The following is a 20,468-nucleotide window of genomic DNA, read 5'->3' on the forward strand; positions in this document are numbered from 1 at the left end:
CTGTCGGTGGCGGCTGGGAACCTGGAAGGCATGGACAGGGACGAGGAACTGCTGCGCGGCCGGGTCTACGGCCAGGACCACGACGACCCCCGCCCGGGCCCGCGGCCCGGACGCGCCTACGCCGAACTGGTCGGCGGGCCCCTGGACGGCCTGCTGCTCGACATCACCGGCTGGTCGCCGCAGGAGACCGGCACCGGTGTCGCGCTCCCGACCGAGCTCGGGAGGTTCGGGTCCGGCGGGCGGGCCCTGTACGACCCGCGCCCCGACGACCCGCGCCGCTGGGACTGGTCCGGTGACGCCCCCTGACCCCGGTCGGCGCGCGCTCGTGCCGCCCGTTTCCCGGGGCGCGACTGAGGCCGTGGCCCCGGGGCCGGCGGTGCCCGACGGGGCCCGGCGGTGCGACGGGGCCGGCGGCGTCCGCCGCCGGCCCCGTGCTCCCGAACCCCCGCCGGACTACTTCAGGTAGGGGCCGGCGGCCCCGATCCTGCCGGGGCCGTTGAGGACGTAGACCCGCAGGTTGCCCTTGCCGGGCGCGGCCACGGTGAGCGTGCCGCCGGTGACGACCCGGGTGTCGCCGGTCACCGCGTCGGTGTAGGTGCCGTTGGGGATGCCGGTGTAGGTGGCGCCGTGGGTGACGGTGACCAGCGCGAAGCTGTCGGTGCCACCGGCGGTGTAGCGCCGCTTGAACGCCATCTCGCCCTGGATGCCCTGGGTCGAGTACTGGCCCGTCTGCAGGGCGGGCACGGCCCGGCGGATCTGGTTCAGCCGCTGCACGTGCTTGACCAGCGGCTTCTGGAGCGTGGTGGCGACCTGGCCGGTGGCGGAGTCGACCTTGGAGAAGTCGGACGCCTTCACGTCGCCGGCGACGTGGTCGCCGTAGTAGGCGCGGCCCGTGGTGGCGAGCGGACAGGTGGGCCCGCAGTCGATCTTCTTGCCGGCCTGGAACTCGATCTCCGATCCGTAGTAGAGGGTGGGGATGCCGCGGAAGGTCCACATCAGGGACATGTTCTCGGCCCAGGCGTCGGTGCCGCCCGCGTAGCGTTCGCTGCCCTTGTTGGGGCCGTAGTCGTGGCTGTCGACGTAGACGACGTTGTACGTGGCGTCGTTGTAGCTGTCGTCGGAGTCCTTGCCGTTGTGGAAGGCGTTCACCGCGTCGCCGAAGTTCATGTGCATGCGCATGTCGATGACGTGCATGCCGGAGAACCTGCTGTGGTCCGGGGCGTGGTACGCGTTGCCGTCGAGGAACGCGTTGGTGGACGTGGGCTGGTTCGCCGTGCCGGCCTGCTGCTCGTGGTCGTACATCTCCAGCGCGGCCCTGGCGTCGTCGGCGCTGTACTCCTTGCGCTCCTTCCAGGTGAAGAACTGCGCGGAGTGGTTGACGGAGCCGCGGTTCCACTTGTCGTTGACGAAGGCGGCGACCTCGCCGAAGACGAAGAAGTTCTTCGCGGCCTCGGCGCCGTGCCGCTGGGTGACGCGCTCCTGGATGGCGGGCAGGAAGCGGCGGTTCCAGGTGGTGCGCGGGATGTGGACGGCCGTGTCGACGCGGAAGCCGTCGACCCCCATGTCGATGTACTTGTTGTAGGCGCCGATCAGGTGGTTCTGCACCTGCGGGTCCTCGGTGTTGAAGTCGGCGAGGTCGTCGTGGAGCCAGCAGGAGCGGGAGTCCTCGCCCTCCCAGTTGCCGATCCAACAGTTGTGGTACAGCGACTTCGGGAACATGCCGGAGGTCGGGCTCGGCCACTGGCAGTTGTAGATGGTGTAGCCCTCGGGGCTCTTGGCGCCGGTGGGCTTGCCCCAGTTGACGCAGGTGTTCCCGGCGGGCTCCGCGGTGGACCACAGGTCGCCGTTGTAGTAGGACTTCCCGGTCTTCGGGTCGACGGTCAGCCCGTCGTACTCGAAGCCGGCCTGCTTCTCGTCGTAGTACCAGCTCCACTGGCTGTCGCGCACGCCGTGGACGGTGGGGACGAACAGGCCCTTGGCGCCCCAACGGGAGGAGTGGTTGTAGACGACGTCCTGGTAGATCTTCATGCCCTTGGCGTGGGCGGCGTTGATCAGGTCCTGGTAGGAGGCGCCGGCGGACTCCAGGCGGGGGTCGACCTTGTAGAAGTCCCAGCCGTGGTAGCCGTGGTAGTCGTAGTCCGAGCGGTTGAGGACGACCGGGGTGATCCACACGGCGGAGAAGCCGAGCCCCTTGATGTAGTCCAGCTTCTGGACCAGGCCCTTGAAGTCGCCGCGGAACATCGGGTCGTTGTGGGCGGCGTTGCCCGACTTCGCGTGTTGGCTCCCGCCGCGGTTGTTGCCCGTGTCGCCGTCGTTGAACCGGGCGGTCAGGACGAAGTAGATCGGGTCCTTGCGCGGATCGGTGCCCAGCGGCTTGCCGGCCGCCGGGGTCGGGGGCTTCTCCCCGGTGGTCGCCGTCGCGGCGGCGGAGGCGGCGGAGAGGTTGCCGGCCGCGTCCGCGGCCCTGACGGTGTACGCGTAGGCGGTCTTCTCCTCCAGGTTCGCGTCGGAGAAGACGGTGGAGCCGACGTCGGTCACGACGGTGCCCCTGGTTCCGCCGGTCCGGGTGACCTGGTACTTGGTGACGCCCCTGTCGTCGGTGGACGGCTCCCAGGTCAGCACGACGGACACCCCGTCGGCCTTCGCGGCGACCCCGGCCGGGACGGTCGGCGCCTTCGTGTCGGGCGTCTCGCCGGCACAGGGGTCGCCGGCGTTCGGGGTGACGGTGTTGTCCACGACGGTGGTGCGGCCGGTGGGCAGGGTGTAGTCGGCGCCCTTGTTGTTGTCCCAGACGCCGTTGCCGTTGTTGAACGCGGCCTTCATCGAGGTCGCGGTGCCGAGGTCGACCTCCTTCTTCCACCAGCCGGTGCACGCCACCTGCATGCCGATGCCGGGCACGGCGGTCCAGGAGCCGCCGGCGGGCTGGTAGTGGAGGTTGGCGGTGGTCCAGCCGAGGGTCCGGGTGGAGTAGTAGACGGTGGCCTTGTTCCCGTCACCCGGCGTGGGGGTGGGGGTCGGGGTCGGGCCGGTGCCGGCGCACGGGTCGGAGTGGGCGACCACGCCGTCCTTGACGGTGATGCTGCCTGTGCCGAGGGCGTAGTCCTTGCCCGCGTTGTTGTCCCAGGTGCCCGAGCCGTTGGTGAAGGTGGCCCGCAGGCCCTGAGCGGTGCCCAGGGCGACGGTCTTCTTCACCCAGTCGGTGCAGGCGGTCTCCATCCTCACGCCCGGCACCGTGGTCCAGGAGCCGCCGTCGGGCGCGTAGTGCAGGTGGTACTGGGTCCAGTTCTTCGTCTTCGTGTAGTAGAAGACGGTGGCCGTGCTGTCGGCCGCCGCGACCGGCGCGGTCGAGGGGGAGGGGGAGGGGGCACCGGGTACGGCGGCCACCAGTGCCAGGATGCCGCTGACGGCCACCGCGGCGGCCAGGGGCCGTCCGGGCAGGCGTGTGGGGGTGCGTCTCATGGGGGTCTCCGGGGAAGGGCCGCGGCGAGCCGCGGCGGCTGGCGCTCCAGGCGCGTGTGACGGCGCCTGTCCGGCCGCCTTCCCTGACGCGCCTCAGGGACAGGTACGGGGGGAGCCGTACTGGAAGGGCGAACGGAAACTTGCTGAAACCTCTTACGAGAACGGGAAGTTACCCGCGCACGCGGAAGGCGTAAAGAGGTGGGACGGGAAAGGGGGCCGGGGGTGCCGGATCGTCCGCCCGGGGGGCCGCCCCTTCCGGAATCCGGACGCGCGCGACGGGGCGGCCGGTGCGCCGGGCGCGCCCCTTCCGGTACCGACCCCGGCGGGGGCCGCCTATCCCAGGGCGCGCAGGCGGTCGAAGGCGCCCGCGAGGAGGCCGCGGCAGAAGGCGAGGTGGTCGGAGCCGTAACCGCGGGGGCCGCACTCGACGACGAGCAGCAGGCCCAGGTAGAGGTGGTAGAGGGCGAGCCGGTGGCGGAGGGCGGGGGTGAAGTCGAGGGAGCCGCCGGCGCCGGTGTAGCCGGCCGCGAGGTCGCTGTCCGGGCCGGTGTCGCCGCCGAAGGACAGGGAGACCAGTTCGGCGGCGGGATCGCCCCAGAAGGCCCGTTCGTGGTCGATGAGCCCGGTGATCAGGTGGCGCTCCCCCTCGCCGGCGGGGGCGACGAAGACGTTGCCCGGCCACAGGTCGAAGTGGACCAGCCGGGGTTCGGTGACCTCGTCGAGCGCGTGACCGCCCTCGGCCACCGCCGCCCGTACGTCGGCGGGCGACAGGCCGAGCGGGGACCGCCAGCGCTCGGCGTCCTCCAGGAGCGCCTCCACCATGGCGCTGAAGGCCGTGCGCCAGTCGGGGGCGGACAGCGCGGACTCGGCGGCCGGGTAGCCGAACCGGCCGTCCTCCGGGGTCAGGGTGTGCAGGCGCGCGGCGATCGCTCCCAGCTCGCGGCGCAGGGCCGCCTCCGCGGCGGGCGGCAGACGGGCGCCGGCCTTGTCCCACGGCACGCCGTCCAGCAGGGAGAGGACGAGGAACTCCCCGTCCGCGTACAGCAGGTCGGGCGTCGGCACGCCCTTTCCCGGGAGGGCCGCGATCCGCCGGTAGACCATGGCCTCGGTCGCCATGATGCCGCGCTCGTACCGCAGGACCGCCGCGTCGGCGGGCGGAGCGAGTTTGACGACGGCGGGACGGCCGTCGTCGAGCACCACCCGGTAGGCGGTGTTGAACCAGCCGTCGGCCAACTCCGCTTCCAGGCGGCACCCGATGCCGGTGGAAGCCCGCAGCAGCGCGTCGAGCGCGTCGGGGGAGAGGTGGCGCTTGGTCTGGCTGCGCATGGGCACGCTTTCGGGTCCGGTGATGGGAGCGCTCCCATCATGGCGGCGCGTCCCCGCCGGGTCCAGCGGCCCGGCGGGGGAGGGGCGGGGAGCGGCGGGCTCGCGTCAGCGACCCAGCGCCGCCAGTGCCGCCCGCACCTGCTCCAGGGGGTCGTCGCCGACCGGGCGGAGCACCACCGTGTCGGCGCCCGCGTCCCACAGGGACTGGACGCGGGCGGCGGCGGACCGAGGGGTGCCGGAGGCGAGGAAGACGTCTTCGGGCGGGATCCCCAACCAGTCGGAGTACTCGGCGCGCACGGGGGCCGTCGCCGCGGCGATCCGGTCCGGGGCGTCCTCCGCGACGCAGAGGTGGGTGAAGACGATCAACTGGTGGGTCGTGGGGGCGGCGGACGAGGACGCGCGGCCCGCCGCGATGTGGATGAGGGCGGCACGGACGGCGTCCGGGCCCTGCCCTTCGGCCATGATCGTGCCGTCGGCGCAGCGGCCGGAGAGCTCCAGGGAGCGGGGGCGTACGACGCCGGTGACGACGGGCGGGGGCTCGGCCGGCGGGTGGACCAGGCGCACCCCGTCGATGCGGACGGCGCGCCCGTCGACGTGCGCGGACTCGCCGCGCAGCAGCGTGCGCACCGCGGTGACGGTCTCCCCGAGCAGCGCCAGCTTGGTGGGGGTCGCCGCCCCGACCTGGGCCATCCACTCCGGGACGCCGTGGCCGACGCCCGCGACGAGGCGGCCGGGGAAGACCCGCGCCAGCGTGGCGAGTTCCATGGCGAGCAGGGCGGGGTTGCGCAGCGGCGCGGGCATGATGCCGATGCCGACCCGCAGCCGGTCGGTGGCCGTGAGCGCCAGGGCGGCGGAGGAGACGGCCCCGGCCCAGGCGAGGTCCTCGACGACCCAGAGGTCGTCCACGCCGAGGCTCTCCGCCTCGCGCGCGAAGTCCCTCAGTTCCTCCGGATGCTGGTCCCTGTCGAACATCACACCGATTCGGCTCATCGGAGCAGTATCGTCGGGCGCCCCGAAGTGGATCAAGCAGATTTCGGCCGGAGCGGCCCGCCGCCGGGACTCCCCGGACCGTCCGGCCGGGCGGTCCCCACGGTCGGGCGGTCCTCGCGGTCGGGCGGTCCTCGCGGTCGGGGCCCGGAGACCGCGGCCCGGCGCTCCTGCGCCACCGCCGTCCGGCGGCGCCCTCCTGCCCCGTGCCGACCCCACGCCCCGTGCCGACCCCACGCCCCGGGCCGGCCCCACGCGCCCCGGGCGCCGGCCCTTTGCCGCCCCGCGACGGCGACCGCTTCGTACGGGAGCCGGTGGACGGTGCCGGCGGCGTGCCGTCCCGGTGCGCGCGAACCGGCGGAACCCGGCGGCTACCCGCGCGCCCCGGACCCGCGCCCCGTCGTCCCGTACGGCCCGGCCTGCCCGGTGGTTACCCGCGCGAGCTCCGGTCCCGCGCCGCGCGTCCGGTGCCGCGCCGTGCCGCGACGACCGCGCCCAGCACCAGGCCCGTGCCGAGGACGACCAGCCCGCGCAGCCACACCGCGGCTTCGATCCGGGTGGCCAGCAGGACGCAGGAGGCGGCGCCGAGCACGGGCAGCACGGTCGGGACCCGGAAGTGGTCCGATCCGCCCGGGTCGCGGCGCAGCGCGAGGACCGCGGTGTTGACCGCGAAGAAGACCACGAGGAGCAGCAGGACCAGCGTGGAGGCGAGCGTGGCGACGCTGCCGGTGAGGGCCAGCAGCGCCGACAGGCCGGTCGTCGCCGCGATCGCGACCCAGGGGGTGCGGCGCCCGGGCAGCACCCTGGTGAGGACGCCGGGCAGCAGGCCGTCGCGGGCCATGCCGTACGTCAGGCGCGAGGACATGATCCCGGTGAGCAGCGCGCCGTTGGCGACGGCCACGAGCGCGATGGCGCTGAACAGCCACTCCGGCACCCCGCCCGCGGCCCTGACCACTTCGAGGAGGGGCCCGCTGGACCCGGCGAGCGTGTCCGTCGGGACGGCGGCGGACGCGGCGACACCCACCAGGACGTACGCCGCACCGGCCGTGACGAGCGCGGCGAACAGGGCGCGCGGGTAGGAGCGCCGGGGGTCCTGGGTCTCCTCGGCGACGTTCACGGAGGTCTCGAAGCCGACGAACGAGTAGTACGCCAGCACCGCGCCGCTCAGGACGGCCGCCGCGGCGCCCCGGTCCGCCGTCCCCAACTGGACGAGCCGGCCGGGGTCCCCCTCGCCCCGCACCAGGAGCCAGGCCCCGAGCACGACGATGACCGCCAGGCCGCCGACCTCGATGACGGTGGCGACGACGTTCGCGCGGGTCGACTCGCGGATGCCCCGGGCGTTGAGCAGGGCCAGCGCCACCAGGAACAGCACGGCCACCGGACCGACGGGAACCGGGACGAACACCGCCAGGTAGTCGCCCGCGAAGCCCCGGGCGAGCGCGGCCACCGACACGATCCCGGCGGCGAGCATGCAGAACCCGGCGAGGAACCCGGCGAACGGCCCGTAGGCGCGGGTCACGTAGTGCGCGGCCCCGCCGGAGCGCGGGTACTTCGTCGCGAGCTCGGCGTACGAGGCCGCCGTGAGCAGCGCCAGGACGAGCGCGACGGTCAGCGGCACCCACACGGCCCCGCCCGAGTCGGCGGCGATCTGGCCGATGAGGACGTACACGCCCGCGCCCAGGACGTCACCGAGGATGAAGAAGTAGAGCAGGCGCGTGGTCAGGGCCCGCTTGAGGGGTTGATCGTTTTCGGTCGGCATGACGCTCCGCTTTCCCTGCTCAGGGCGGTGACACGCGCGTCGGGCGGGCACTCCCGCCCCTTTGGCGGTGGGCGGGCGCGGCGGTGCCGGAGGGAACCCGTACCCGGGCCGGTGCCGGAGCGCGGCGTGCGGCGCGGCGGCCGGGAGGCACCGCCCGTCAGGCGGCGCGCCGGGTGAACCGGTGCCACCAGTGCCGGCGCCGGGGGTGGACGGCGCGGCCCAGCCTCCGGCCGAGCAGCAGGTACCCCAGCAGCGCCCCGGTGCTGTTGAGGATCACGTCGTCGACGTCGAAGGCCCGCCCGGTGATCAGCGCGCCCTGTACCAGCTCCACCAGCGTCATCACGACGGCGGTCGCCGCCACCACCCGCAGCAGGCCGCGCGCACGCGGCGCCAGCACGGGCAGCAGCAGCCCGAACGGCACGCCCAGCGCGATGTTCCCGCCGAGTTGCTTGACCGTGTCACGGAAGGCGGGCTGTGCGAGGTACTGGCGGATGGAATCGCCGGGGCGCAGGTTGCTGTGCGTCAGCCGCTCGGAGGCGAGGGACGGTTCCAGCGTCAACCGGGCCAGCACCACCGCGAACCCCACCATGAACACGAAGGCCACCAGCATGGCCGCGACGCGGGCGCCCCGCGGCCACGTGGGACCGGCGGGCCCCGCTCCGGGGTCGGGGGCCGCCTCTTGCCCCACCTGCTCGGCCGTGTCCCGCCGGACCCTCCACGCCATCACCGGCCCCCTCTCCGGGCTCTGCCTCCAGGGCCTTCGGCTACCCCCGGTACGGGGCCGCACACGCCCCGCCGGGCCGGCGCCGGCGAGTGCCGGGGGTCAGACCTCCCGGTGGCGGACGACGCCGTCCTTCATCACGAACCGGACGCGCCCGGTGGCGGTGATGTCCTGGAACGGATCGCCGTGGAGGGCGATCAGATCGGCGGTCGCCCCGGGGGCGATCCGGCCGAGGTCGGGCCGCCCCAGGAGGTCGGCGGCGACGGTGGTGGCGGCGCGCAGCGCCCGCAGGGCGGTGAACCCGTGGGCCAGCAGGGTGGGGAACTCGCGCCAGTTGTCGGCGTGGGGGAACATGCCGGCGTCGGTGCCGAAGGCCACCGCGACCCCGGAGCGGGCCGGCCGCCGCAACCCGGCGCGGAGCGCGGGGGCGTACGCGCGGTACCGGGCGCGCATGGCCGGCGAGCCGCTCCAGAAGCCGTCGTCGTCCAGCCGGTCCAGGAAGTACGTCTGCACGTACTGGGTGGGAACGAGGTGGACCCCCTCCCGTTCCATCAGTTCGTACGCGGCGTCGGTCGCCAGGCAGGCGTGCTCGACGCTCCGGACCCCCGCGTTCACCGCCCGGGTGACGGCCTCGTCGTTGAAGGCGTGGGTGGCGCACGGCAGGCCGAGGTCCCGGGCGGTCGCCACCAGGGTGGTCACCTCGGCTTGCGAGTAGGCCGTGCTCGACGGGGCGTCGGCCGGTGAGGAGAAGCCGCCGCTGCCCGCGAACTTGATCCAGTCCGCCCCGGCCCGCGCCTGCTCCCGCACCGCGCGCCGGATCTCCTCCGGACCGTCGGCGACGGTGCCGATCTGGACGCCGTAGCGCTGACTGAGGTCGGGTCGCTTGTCGCCGTGGCCCGAGCGGGGCGACAGGATGTTGGGCGCCGCGAGCACGCGCGGCCCCTCGACCAGCCCGTCCTCCACGGCCCGCGCCAGCGACACGTTCAGCGGCAGGTGCGCCCCGCCGAGGTCCCGCACGGTGGTGAACCCGCCCGTGAGCAGGGCGCGGAGCGCGGGCACGGCGGTGAGGACCTGGTAGCCGACCGGCGCGGTCTCCGCCGCCTCGTCCAGCAGGTGGACGTGGCAGTCGATGAAGCCGGGCGTGAGGGTGCAGCTGGGGAGGTCCACGGTGAGGGCGCCGGCCGGCGGGGGGACGCGGTCGCCGATCTCGGCGACGCGCCCGTCCCGTACGAGGACGCGCGGGCCGGCCACGGGAGCGTCGCCGACCGCGTCCCAGACCCGGTCCGGTCGCAACAGGACGTCTCGGTGCGGATGCTCGCTCATGGAAACCTTTCGACGGGGGCTCGCGGGGGAGCGGCGGCTACGGATCGAAGGTGAGGGGCGTGTAGTCGGGTTCGCCCCAGACGTCACCGGGTCCGGGGTTCCCCGGCTCGTGGCGACCGCCGAGCAGGCGCAGCACGCCCCACGCGGCGTTGATCCCCGAGGCCAGCGCGTGGTCGAGCCAGCCCGGCGACCAACTCGTGTCGTCACCGGCGAGGAAGAGGGCGTTTCGCGGTTCGCCCGGTACCGCGGGCTCCCCGGCGAAGTCCTTCATGAAGTGGGCGAACAGGTCGCGCACGTACGGGGCTTCGCCCGGGCGGGAGAAGCGGCACAGCCCGCGGAAGTGGGGTTCGTTCTCCCACGAGATCGTCACGGCCTCCGCCGTGTCCGCGCGGCGCGCGAGCTCGGGGGCGACGTCGGGGTGGATGCGGGCGAGGTCGCGGACGAAGAGGCGCACCCGGTCGCGGGGGCCGGAGGGGGAGACCTTCACGGCGTCCTGCGCCCAGGTGAAGGAGAGGTCGAGCACCGCCCGGCGACCGCCTTCCCCGCGCGGCGGGCCGTAGTCGACGGTGTAGGCGGCGCGCGGCAGCCGGTCGGTGAGGGTCACGCCGTCGAGGGAGGTGCCCTCCCAGAACGGGTGGTCCAGGACCAGGGCCGTCTTGGAGGAGGGCCAGTAGCTGAGCCGGCGGACGGCGCGCCACAGGCGCGGACCCAGCGGGGACCGCCCCGGGGCGGTGGACCGGAGCTCCACGTTCGTCTCCAGCAGGTGTAGCTGCGGGGTGAAGACGGCCGCGGCGAACCGTTCGGCGCGGCCGTCGGCGCTGTGCACGACGACGCCGCGGTCGCGGTCCTCCTCCACCTCCACCACGGTCACGGCGGGCCGCGGCGCGCCCCCGTTGATCTCTTCGAGGCTGGTGGGCCGGCCGCCGGGGGAGGGGGACCGGTGGGTCCAGAACCCCTCGGCCAGGGCGCTGATCCCCTCGCGGGGGTAGTACTGGGTGCCCCCCTCCGTGCAGAGCAGCAGCCGGAGGACCTCCACCATGCTGAGGTCGAAGAAGCTGTCCCAGGCGGCGGGGCCGACCCCGGCGGTGCCCAGCAGGCGGGCCTGGTCGTGGGTGAGCCCGGCTCCGTCGGGGTCCCGCAGGAAGCGGTAGAAGGTCCACTGTTCGTACTCCCGCACCAACCGCGTCCAGCGGGCGCGCAGCGAGGCCAGGTCACGTGCCGCGACGTCGCGCTGCACCTGCTGCAGGCCGATGCGGGTGAGGGCCTGCCGCCACCGTGTGTGGCCGCGGCGGAAGCCGTCGTCCAGGTCGTGGAGGTCGGTGATCTCCTCGACGGGGTACCGCTTGCCGTCGACGTCCCACACGGTCACCGGGGTGGTGCCCTTGGCGTAGTTCTCGCGGAAGGGCTCCCAGTGCATGCCGAAGGCGTCGGCGTACTGGCGGAGGAGCCGGGCGGAGTCGGGGAAGCGCATGCAGCCGAGCTCCACGACGGCGCTGTCCGCGGGGTCCAGCCGGCGGCTGTACATGCGTCCGCCCAGCCGGCGTCCGCCGGGCCCGTCCTCGCTGCGCTCCGCCTCGTACAGCACGGGCCGGCAACCGGCCCGCATCAGCTCGTAGGCGGCCACGAGTCCGCTGCCGCCGGCGCCGATGACGGCCACGGGGGTGCCGAGCGCCGTCTCGGGGAGACGGCCGACCCGCCGGTCACCGGCGACGTGGGCGGCGTAGTCGAAGGGGAAGTCGACCTGCAGGTCGCAGGCGGGTGGGGGCGTGGAGTCCATGGCGCTCAGCGCTCCTCGTCGTGCAACGTCTTGCCGCGTCTCGCCGCGGTCCGGGCGGGCGGGGGTCGGTCGGGCGGGGGCGGTTCGGGCCAACGGGCGGGGCCGGGGGCCGGGGTGGGGTGCGCGGCGGCGTGCCGGCCGGCGGTCTCCGGGAGGCGCCCGGCCCCCGCCGGTCGGCTCCGGGCGCGTCCGGCCCCCGGCACGGGGGTGCGGGGCGGAAGCCCGGTGGACCTCCGGCCCCCGCCCGGGCGCCGGGCCACCACGGTCGAGTGCCCGGTCCCGAACGGGCGGCGCCGCGGCAGTCGGCCGCCGTGTGGTCGGGGGCCCACCCGTGCGCCCGGGCCGCCCGGCCCCTCAGTGGTCCGGGTGTCCCGTGCCCGAGGCCACGGACCGCCACCAGGCCCTCAGGGCCGGTTCCATCCGCACCGCGCTCCGGGCGATCCACTCCTCGCGCTCGCCCCGCGCCAGCCCGTGGTCGATGACCTCCAGAACACCGTCCGCGACCTCCGGCGGATTGTGGCGGTAGGCGTCGACGTAGTCGACGATCTCCCCCGGCACGTCGGGGAGTTCCCGCAGGACGTCGCCGAGCGCGGCGCAGGTGTTGCACCACAGGGTGAAGTCCGTGCGGGCCAGCAGGGCGGCCTCCGCCGCCCCGGCGTGGAGCGCCACCCAGGAGATGAACTCGGTGAACCGGCGCACCGGTTCGGCGACCGGCGCGGTGCGCATCTCGTCCGCGGACAGGCCCACGGAGGCGGCGGCGCCGGAGACCATCCGGTGCCGCGCCTTCATGAGCTCGTGGGACACGAAGGCGAAGAAGCCGCCGGGCACCTCGTGCGGGTAGCGGGAGAGCAGGAGGCCGTAGGCGGTGAACTCCGCCTCCTGCGACTGGAACTCGGCCAGGGCGAACCGCCTCAGATGCGCCTTCTCGATCTTCCCTTCGCGGGCCAGGGCGATCAGCTCGTTGCTCCGGACGTGGTCGGCGACGTTCGCGCCGACCGCGTCGATGAACTCCGTGGCTGCCATGGGGAATCCTCCTCGGGGATCAGGGGTGCGGGGTGCGGGGTACGGGCGGGGGTGGAGCGACGGCGGGGGCGGCGGCGTCCTCCCGGGGACCGGCCGTCGCGACGCGCTCCCCGGTGAGCGGCGGCGGCCCCTTCCCGTCGCGCCGCTCCCGTCCCTTCCGCGCACCGTGCGCGGCGGTCGTGGGAGTCGGCTGCGGAACGACGCCCTCGCCGGTTCGCGCCACGGGCGCGGGCGGACGGGCCGGCGGGGTCCCTCCCGGGCCGGTTCCCCGGGAGGGTGGGCACGGGACTCGTCCACCTGACCCGGACCGCTCGCCACGGGACGGGGAGGGGCGCCCGCCACGCCACCGCGAGAACGTTTCCGTCCCTTCTCTTTCCGCGCTTCGAAGGCTTCCGGGGAAATCGCGGAGAAAAGCGGCAGTGGATGCGGCACGACCCGTCCCTCTTCGTTCGTGCTGAACAAAACGACCCGTCACGGATAGCCCGTGGAGGGATCTGCATGCCCGCGCCGCGGCGGTACCTTCGGGCTGGTCCTCCCGGGAAAAGCACGGCTGCGTGCGTTTTCGGCGGGTCCGCCCGTGCCGATTCGGCTTCCCGCCGTCCCGTGTCCGCGCCGCGTACCGCCTGGTCCCTTGAGACCGATACGAAGGGGCAGGAACCCGTCGTCGGAACGACACGGGCGGAAGATTCCCCGCCGCCCTTGCCCAGCGCTTTTCCCTCTGTCATCACACGCGCCACACGAGTGGCACCGCATCCCTGTGGACGCTGCGGGGACGTCGAGGGGGAGGCCCCGGAAAACTTCCGGGCGAGCGTGTCCGGCTGTTGCTTCGTTGCGGCCGGAGGGGGTATCACGGCGTAAAGACGGCGGCGCACCCCCCACTCCGCCATCCGCGCGATCCCACCAGGAAAGAAAGCGATCTTCCCCCATGCCAGATCCACACAGACAGACGGATGGAGATCACGCGCACGTGTGCTCCGATTGTCTCGGGTGCGACCTGTTGTCTTCCCTCCAGGAGATCATTCACATCCTGGTCAGGATGGAGCAGGGAAAGAGCTGCGAACACGAAACCGAAGCGACCGGTCGTGAACTCCCCTGCGCATCGGGCCGGGAAAGCGGAAAACGCGGCGGGGGAGCGCCCTGGGACCGGCTCACCGATCGGGAAAAGCAAGCGGTGGAATTGCTGATGACCGGAGCGTCCAACCGCATCATCGCGAAGAGGATGGGTCTCTCCGAGCGCACGGTCAAGAATCACCTGCAGTCCGCCTACCGGAAGTTACGGGTGCACAGCCGCTCGGAGGCGATACTGAAGCTGCTGGGCCCGGCCGACCGGCGCCGCGCCCCCGCGCCCCCGGATCCCGGCGAGCGCGCCGGGAGCCCTTCCCCGCCGCCGGACGGCGACTGAGGGCCGTCCCGGGTCGGCCGTCCTGCGGCCAGAGCGCTGAACGGGCCGGCGTGCCGCGGCGGAACCGCGAAGGGAACGGGTGAGTACTCGTACTCATGTGCGATGCCGTTGTGTCCCGGCAGACTTCGGGGCCCGTGACGGATCGACGAGGAGTGACGATGAGAACGACGAGGAAGGCCCGGGCCGTGACGGCGCTGGCGGCCCTGGTGCTGACGGGCGCGGTGGCGGGGCCCGCCGCCGCGTCGACCGGTGCCCTGCTGCCCCACCCCGGTCCGGAGGGCCTCGTGTGGGTGGGGGAACGCGTCGGAGACGGCGGAGTGGCCTCGGGGGGCGCCTGGGAGGGGCTGCCGACCGTACTCACGGTGGCGTGCGAGGGCGGCGACGTACGGGTGGTGATGGAGTCGCAGGGGACGGAGGTCGCCGCGTTCACGGTCGCCTGCCCGGCCGGGACCACCGGGGTGGGCTCGGTGGCCATGGACGCCGGAGTGGTCCGCTCGGGGTCCTTCTTCGTCTCCGTCGACGCCTCGACGGAGACGGTCCGGTGGGCGCTGACCGTGACGCAGCCCGAGTAGCGTCCGCCGGGCCCGGCCGTCCGCCCGCGAAGCCCCCGCGGTCCGCCGGAGCTCCGCGCGGCGGGACGGCCCCGGCCGGTGCGCGCGCCCCCGCCGACCTCCGCGCCGGCACCGCCGGCACCCCCGTCACCGTGGGAGCGGACCGCGGGCGGTGATTCGCCGGCCGGGCGTCCGCCCCTCCCCGGGGGCGGCCCGTACCGGGCCGGCGGCGCCGCTGCCGGGCCCCGGGCCGGTCAGGCGAAGACGGGCATGATCTGCTCGTGGACGAGGCGCAGTTGGGTGTCGACGTCCGCCACCCCGTCCAGGTCCCTGCCGGTGAACGCGTGCACCAGCCGGCGGTCGGTGACGGCGCAGATGACGTGGTTCACCCCGCTGGGGGCGATCTGGGTGCGGATCTTCTCCGCGCACTCGGCCGGGGTGCCCGCGACGGACAGCCGTTCGGCGACCTCCGGCGTGGTGAGCTCGATGCCCCTGGCCAGGTCGCCCCCGGCGATCGCCCGGATCACGGGCTCCAGCTCGGCGGGGTCGACCCCGTTGCGGCGCAGTTGCTCCTCCGGCATGGAGGAGGCGTAGATCCCCACCATGCTGCGGGCCGCCTCCTTGGCCCGCGCGGAGTCGGGCCCGGTGGCGAACACGACCCAGGCGCCGATGTCCAGGGAGCGCCAGTCCTTGCCCGCCCGCTCGGCCCCCGCCCTGATGTGGCGAACGGCGTACTCGTAGGCTTCCGCGGTGTAGCTCAGCGCGTGATGGCACCCGTCGGACAGCTCGCCCGCCGCCTCGAAGGACCTGGGCCCGCGCATCGCGCCCAGTTTGAGGGGCACCCGCCGCTGGACGGGCCGGGCGAAGGTGAACAGCCCCTCGTACGTGTAGAACTCGCCGTGATGGGTGATGGTGCCTTCGTCCAGCAGCGTCCGCACCACGTGCAGCGCTTCCTTGACCCGGGACAGGGGGCGGGTGCGGGCCCAGTCGATGCCGTACTGGGCGAGCAGCCCGAAGTTGCCGCTGGACAGCACGGCTTCCGCGCGCCCCCCGGAGAGCTCGTCGAGCGTGGCCAGCGCCTGCGCGATCAACGTCGGCTCCCGCAGGGTGACCGGGGAGACGCTCGGCCCCAGACGGATGTTCCGGGTCTGCCCGGCGGCGACGGCGAACAGCAGCCACAGGTCCTTGTGCCACGTCTCGTCGGCGGCGTAGCAGGCGTGGAAGCCGAGCTCGTCGGCGAGCCTGATGGAGGCCAGCGAATCCTGCAGGGGATAGTCGGGCAGCAGCGCGTAACTGAACTTCACGGGCGTCTCTCCGTTCGTCCTCGGTCGAGCGGTCAACGAGCCGGTGCCCAGCCCGGTCGCGCGGCGGGTCGCCGCGTCACCGCGCGGCAGCCGCCACGGTCGCGAGGTCCTCGCCGGTCAGCTCCACGATGCGCTCCAGGGGCACGCCGGCCGCCACCGCCCGGCCGAGCAGGGCGTCGCGGCCGTCCGCGCTCTCCCGGTAGGCCAGGAGCTGCCGCTCGACGTCGGCGAGCGCCTCCGGGGCGCCGTGGTGCCGCAGCCGGCTCAGCTCCTCGTCGCTCAGCGGGACCGGCAGCCGCTCCGCCTGCTCCGGAATGGCCGCCGTCTCCTCCGGCGGCACCAGCCGCAGCCGCGGGGATGTGACCGTGACGCCGTACGCGTCGAGCCACGCCCGTACGGCGGGGGTCTCCAGGCACGCCAGGTCGCCGACGGAGGTCGGCGGCACACCGAGCGGCGGCGTCGTGTCGTCCAGCAGGAACAGGTAGGCGTCGTCGGTCACCTGCGGCTCCTTCGGGGGCAGTGGTGAGGGCGGTCGTGGTCCTCCTACCCCATCACGGCCCGATCATCGTCGGCGGGAGCCGCGCGGGCGCACGGGCCCGGTCGGGCGCGGACGCGGGCCGCGCGGGCCCCGGTCAGGTGCCGACGAGCGCCAGCGACGCCCACAGGGCGAGGGTCGAGGCGAGCAGGGCGGCGGGGACGGTGAGCAGGCCGAGAAGGGTGAACTCCCCCAGTTCGACGCCGTGGCCGTGGTGGTGGGCGATGCGCCGCCACAGCAGGGTGGCCAGGGAGCCCGCGTAGGTGAGGTTGGGGCCGATGTTGACGCCCAGGAGGACGGCCAGGACCGCGCCGGGGCCGGAGGGCGCGGCCAGCGGGACGAGGGCGAGGACGGCCGGCAGGTTGTTGATCAGGTTCGCGAGCAGCGCGGCGAGCGCGGCGGTGCCGAGCAGCGCGGGCAGCGAGGTGCCGTCGGGCAGTACGGCGCCGAGGGCGGGGCCGAGCCCGTTGTCGACCACGGCCCGTACGACGATGCCGAGGGCGAGGACGAAGGCGAGGAACGGCAGGGCGGCGGAGCGCACGATCGCGGTCGGGGTCGTGCGGCGCCGGGCCAGGGCACGGACGGCCATCACCGCCGCGCCGGACGCCGCGACCCAGGCCGGGTCGACACCGGCCGCGGAGGCCGCCGCGAACCCGCCCAGCGTCGCCGCCACGGTCACCAGCGCGAACAGCGGCAGCTCCGGCGCCTCCCGCCCCTCCACCGGCTCGGCGGGCGCGTCGAGGTCGGCGGCGAAGAAACGGCGGAAGACGGCGTACTCGACCGCGATGGCGGCCAGCCACGGCAACAGCATCAGCAGCGCGAAGCGGGTGAAGGTCAGGCCCGTGGCGGTGAAGGCGAGCAGGTTCGTCAGGTTCGACACCGGCAACAGCAGGGAGGCGGTGTTGGACAGGTGGGCGCTCGCGTAGACGTGGGGCCCGGGTCGGGCGCCCATGCGGGCGGCGGTGGCGAAGACCACCGGGGTCAGCAGGACGACGGTGGCGTCCAGGCTGAGCGCGGCGGTGATCAGCGAGGCGAGGAAGAAGACCGCACCGAGGAGCCGGCGCGGGCGGCGGTGGGCCCAACGGGCCATCCAGGTCCCGCAGGCGTGGAAGAGGCCCTCGTCGTCGCAGAGCTTGGCGAGCACCAGGACCGCGGCCAGGAACCCGATCACCGGCCCGAGCCGGGCCGCCTCCTCCCGCACGGCGTCCGGCCCGATCGCGCCGGTGGCGACCACCAGGGCGGCGGCGGGTACCGCGAAGGCCGCCTCCGGCCAGCGGAAGGGACGAACCACGGCGCAGACCAGCACCACGACCAACGCGGCGACGGACAGGGATTCGAGCAGCATGTCTCCGATCATCCGGGCCGCCCCACCGGCCCCGGCCGCCACCCCCGCCCCGCACGGCCCGGGCCGGGGCAGGCGGAGCGGCCGGGCCCCGGCGGCCCGCACGGCACCCCCTCCGGGACATGGGGCCCCCGGCGGGAGCCGGCCCCTCCCTGGGCGCCGCCCGGTCCGCCCGGCCCGTTCGGCCCGACGCGTCGGGGAAGGCCCCTTCGGACGTCATGACATCCGGGGACGGGGGTACACGCCAGTCTCCGGCAAACGGAACCCGCGGCTCCCGGGCAGGGGCCGCGCCGACCCAGAGGAGGACTTCCCCATGTCGCAGGTCGAGGAATCCGTCACGGTCAACGTCCCGGTCCGCACCGCGTACGACCAGTGGACCCAGTTCGAGACCTTCCCCCAGTTCATGGAGGGCGTGGAACGGATCGAGCAGCGCACCGACACCCTCACTCACTGGACCACCAAGGTGAACGGGGTGGAGAGGTCGTTCGACGCCGAGATCACCGAGCAGATCCCCGACGAGCGGGTGGCCTGGACGACCGTGGACGGCGACGTGAAGCAGGCCGGCGTCGTCACCTTCCACCGCATCGACGACACCACCACCAAGGTCATGCTCCAGATGGACTTCGACCCCGACGGCTTCGCGGAGACGGTCGGCGACAAGCTCGGCTTCGTCAAGCGGCGGGTCACCGGTGACCTGGAGCGGTTCAAGACCTTCATCGAGAGCCGTGGCACCGAGACCGGCGCGTGGCGCGGCGAGGTCTGACCCGCCGCGCGCCCGCAGCGCCGCCGCGCCCGCCCGCACGCCGGGCGGGCGCGGCGGCGCGTGCGGACACCCGCACGCCGGGACGGCGGACGTCCCGCCTCACGGGCGGGTCAGCCGACGTCGCCGTTGAGGTACTCCGTCAGCGCCTGCCCGGGCCGCAGGACCGCCGTCCCGTCCTCGACGTGGAAACTGCCGAAGCCCATGAGGCTGACGGCCTGGTCCCGCCGGAGCGCTTCGGCCAGGGTCCCGGCTTCGGTGACCGTTCCGAACAGGGCCTCCAGCACCCGCCCGACGTCGTCGGCCGAGACCTGCCCGCCGTGCTCCGCCGCCTTGCGGGCCGTTGCCTCCGCCAGCGCTGACCTGTCCACGAGCAGCTCCAAGATGCGACACCGGGTGGTGGGGTGGCCGCGACCGCCGGGGCGGCCGGGCCCTTCGACGCTAACGGCGGAACCGCCCGGCGCGCACGGCCGGAGGCCGCGCGGCACGGCCGAACGGAGCACCCGGGCACCGGGTCGGCGTCACCGGGCGGGCCGCGCGGGCGTCGTCCACCGCTCCGCCCCGCCGAGGGGGACGCGATCCGCGCCCCCTCGTCCGTCGCCGCACCGCCGGCCGTGTGGACGTGGTGATCCGGGGCAGACGGCGGGCAGGCCGACACGAGGGGGTCAGGTGTTCGACGACTTCACGCTGGCGCGACGCGAGGGGGACGGGGCCCGGTTACGGGTGCGCTACGGCGGCAGCGGCCCGGCGGTGCTGCTCCTGCACGGCCACCCGCGCACCCACGCGACCTGGCATCGCGTCGCCCCGCTGCTGGTCGCCGCCGGCCACACGGTGGTCTGCCCCGACCTGCGCGGCTACGGCCGGTCCTCCAAGCCCCCGACCGACCCGGAGCACCGCCCGTACTCTAAGCGCGCCATGGCCGGGGACTGCCTGGCGCTGATGCGCGGCCTGGGGCACGAGCGGTTCGCCGTCGTCGGCCACGACCGCGGCGCGTACGTCGCCACCCGCCTCGCCCTCGACCACCCGGAAGCCGTCCTCGCGGTGAGCGTGCTCGACGCCGTGCCCATCGGGGAGGCGCTGCGGCGCTGCGACGCGACGTTCGCCGCGAGCTGGTGGCACTGGTTCTTCCTCGGGCAGACCGCCAAGCCCGCCGAACGGGTCATCAACGCCGATCCGGACGCCTGGTACAAGGCCACCCCGGAGCAGATGGGAGCCGAGGCGTACGAGGACTACCGCCGCGCCGTCCACGACCCGGCCACCGTGCACGCCATGTGCGAGGACTACCGGGCCGGCCTGGGCGTCGACCGGGAGCACGACGACGCCGACCGCCGGGCCGGCCGGCGCATCGCCTGCCCGGTGCAGGTCCTCTGGGCGACCCGCGACGACATGGTCGACCTCTACGGCGACGTGCTGGGCGTGTGGCGCGACTGGGCGGGAGGCCGGTTGGAGGGAGGCCCGATCGAATCCGGCCACCACATCGCCGAAGAGGCGCCCGAGGCGCTCGTCCACGAGCTGTGCCGGTTCTGGCGGGCCGGGGCGGGGAGCCGGGCGTGACCGGGCGGAACGGAGCCGGGCCCGCGCGGCCGGTCGCCGCCTCCGCCGACCCCGCGCAGGGGCGCCCTCCCGGTGAAGTGCTGCCGGGGAACTGAAATTGCACCCTGTTATTGCAACTCGCAATAGCACAGCCCCAGAGTCATGTCACGTTTCTTTGACGTATGCCACATTAGGAACTGACGTACAGAAAGACAGTCGCTGAGACGACAGTCAACCGGCAAAGAGGGTTTGCGTCCGATCAAAATCGATCATTCGTTGAAATGCCCGTGCGCGTGGGAGTGCCGATCTCGGAACGCGCGTTCGACACTCGACAAGGGGCGGCCGAAGCGGGACCCCGGACCAACACCCCTGCGCGTGGCGAAAGAGTGAAGCGAAGCGGTACGTTCATCAGCGCCAAGAGGAGGGGCCGGGCCCGCGCATCCGCCGACCGGCACCCCGGGCCCTCCGTTGACCGGCCCGCTCGTCCAAGGAGGTCCCTTGTGGAAGCCGCGTCGTTCCGGCTCCCGCACGGGGAGGCCGGCGGGGCGTGACAGCGGCGGGGGAGCCGGCGGCTCGCACCGGCGCCGTGCCCGGGACGTCACGCTCTCTCCCGACGTGCTCGCGCCGCCACCGGCGGCCCCCGTGACGCCTGTCCGACGCGCACCG

General features: G+C 74.2%; 17 protein-coding genes. 5 read left to right on the forward strand and 12 right to left on the reverse strand.

Annotation, left to right across the window (positions count from 1 at the left end; all coding sequences use genetic code 11):
• Positions 1-30 precede the first annotated feature (30 nt).
• Positions 31-306, forward strand: coding sequence for a hypothetical protein (locus tag AC07D6_RS05095; RefSeq protein WP_315877921.1), 276 nt, complete (start codon positions 31-33; stop codon positions 304-306).
• A 147-nt stretch (positions 307-453) separates the two neighbouring features.
• On the opposite strand, the gene AC07D6_RS05100 is transcribed toward AC07D6_RS05095, so the two are convergent.
• The 8 genes from AC07D6_RS05100 to AC07D6_RS05135 all read right to left on the reverse strand — a co-directional run bounded on the left by AC07D6_RS05100 (position 454) and on the right by AC07D6_RS05135 (position 12,375).
• The gene (locus AC07D6_RS05100) at positions 454-3,459 is read right to left on the reverse strand and encodes a carbohydrate binding domain-containing protein (RefSeq protein WP_479042073.1); all 3,006 of its coding nucleotides are present in this window, start codon (positions 3,457-3,459) and stop codon (positions 454-456) included.
• 333 nt (positions 3,460-3,792) lie between these two features.
• Complete coding sequence (locus tag AC07D6_RS05105; RefSeq protein WP_479042075.1) at positions 3,793-4,785, reverse strand: phosphotransferase family protein; 993 nt, start codon at positions 4,783-4,785, stop codon at positions 3,793-3,795.
• Between the two features lie 105 nt (positions 4,786-4,890).
• Complete coding sequence (locus AC07D6_RS05110; RefSeq protein WP_479042076.1) at positions 4,891-5,775, reverse strand: LLM class flavin-dependent oxidoreductase; 885 nt, start codon at positions 5,773-5,775, stop codon at positions 4,891-4,893.
• 427 nt (positions 5,776-6,202) lie between these two features.
• The gene (locus tag AC07D6_RS05115) at positions 6,203-7,531 is read right to left on the reverse strand and encodes an APC family permease (protein WP_479042078.1); all 1,329 of its coding nucleotides are present in this window, start codon (positions 7,529-7,531) and stop codon (positions 6,203-6,205) included.
• Positions 7,532-7,688: 157 nt separating this feature from the next.
• Positions 7,689-8,255: a VanZ family protein gene (locus AC07D6_RS05120; protein ID WP_315877916.1), complete on the reverse strand. Its 567-nt coding sequence runs from the start codon at positions 8,253-8,255 to the stop codon at positions 7,689-7,691.
• Between the two features lie 99 nt (positions 8,256-8,354).
• Entirely contained in the window at positions 8,355-9,575 is a 1,221-nt protein-coding gene (locus AC07D6_RS05125) for a metal-dependent hydrolase family protein (RefSeq protein ID WP_479042080.1), read from the reverse strand.
• 37 nt (positions 9,576-9,612) lie between these two features.
• Entirely contained in the window at positions 9,613-11,352 is a 1,740-nt protein-coding gene (locus AC07D6_RS05130) for a flavin monoamine oxidase family protein (protein ID WP_479042082.1), read from the reverse strand.
• 354 nt (positions 11,353-11,706) lie between these two features.
• Positions 11,707-12,375 carry a hypothetical protein gene (locus AC07D6_RS05135; RefSeq protein WP_315877913.1) on the reverse strand — a complete coding sequence of 223 codons (669 nt, stop codon included), beginning with the start codon at positions 12,373-12,375 and terminating at the stop codon, positions 11,707-11,709.
• A gap of 997 nt (positions 12,376-13,372) precedes the next feature.
• Here AC07D6_RS05135 and AC07D6_RS05140 point away from each other — a divergent pair.
• Together AC07D6_RS05140 and AC07D6_RS05145 are read left to right on the forward strand one after the other, a co-directional pair.
• Positions 13,373-13,777: a response regulator transcription factor gene (locus tag AC07D6_RS05140; RefSeq protein WP_479042084.1), complete on the forward strand. Its 405-nt coding sequence runs from the start codon at positions 13,373-13,375 to the stop codon at positions 13,775-13,777.
• A 158-nt stretch (positions 13,778-13,935) separates the two neighbouring features.
• The gene (locus AC07D6_RS05145; RefSeq protein ID WP_479042086.1) at positions 13,936-14,349 is read left to right on the forward strand and encodes a hypothetical protein; all 414 of its coding nucleotides are present in this window, start codon (positions 13,936-13,938) and stop codon (positions 14,347-14,349) included.
• A 233-nt stretch (positions 14,350-14,582) separates the two neighbouring features.
• On the opposite strand, the gene AC07D6_RS05150 is transcribed toward AC07D6_RS05145, so the two are convergent.
• The 3 genes from AC07D6_RS05150 to AC07D6_RS05160 all read right to left on the reverse strand — a co-directional run bounded on the left by AC07D6_RS05150 (position 14,583) and on the right by AC07D6_RS05160 (position 17,512).
• The gene (locus AC07D6_RS05150; RefSeq protein WP_479042087.1) at positions 14,583-15,632 is read right to left on the reverse strand and encodes an LLM class flavin-dependent oxidoreductase; all 1,050 of its coding nucleotides are present in this window, start codon (positions 15,630-15,632) and stop codon (positions 14,583-14,585) included.
• Positions 15,633-15,708: 76 nt separating this feature from the next.
• Complete coding sequence (locus AC07D6_RS05155; RefSeq protein WP_479042089.1) at positions 15,709-16,131, reverse strand: DUF6003 family protein; 423 nt, start codon at positions 16,129-16,131, stop codon at positions 15,709-15,711.
• A gap of 133 nt (positions 16,132-16,264) precedes the next feature.
• Entirely contained in the window at positions 16,265-17,512 is a 1,248-nt protein-coding gene (locus AC07D6_RS05160) for an SLC13 family permease (RefSeq protein ID WP_479042091.1), read from the reverse strand.
• 310 nt (positions 17,513-17,822) lie between these two features.
• Here AC07D6_RS05160 and AC07D6_RS05165 point away from each other — a divergent pair, with 310 nt between their 5' ends.
• Positions 17,823-18,272 (forward strand): SRPBCC family protein, encoded by a 450-nt coding sequence (locus AC07D6_RS05165; RefSeq protein WP_315877908.1) that lies wholly within the window; start codon positions 17,823-17,825, stop codon positions 18,270-18,272.
• 110 nt (positions 18,273-18,382) lie between these two features.
• Here AC07D6_RS05165 and AC07D6_RS05170 read toward each other — a convergent pair whose 3' ends face one another.
• The gene (locus AC07D6_RS05170; protein ID WP_315877907.1) at positions 18,383-18,640 is read right to left on the reverse strand and encodes an HU family DNA-binding protein; all 258 of its coding nucleotides are present in this window, start codon (positions 18,638-18,640) and stop codon (positions 18,383-18,385) included.
• Positions 18,641-18,938: 298 nt separating this feature from the next.
• Between AC07D6_RS05170 and AC07D6_RS05175 the strand changes: the two genes are divergently transcribed.
• The gene (locus AC07D6_RS05175; protein ID WP_479042093.1) at positions 18,939-19,823 is read left to right on the forward strand and encodes an alpha/beta fold hydrolase; all 885 of its coding nucleotides are present in this window, start codon (positions 18,939-18,941) and stop codon (positions 19,821-19,823) included.
• Positions 19,824-20,468: the final 645 nt, after the last annotated feature.

This window comes from Streptomyces sp. NPDC045287 (assembly GCF_056432325.1).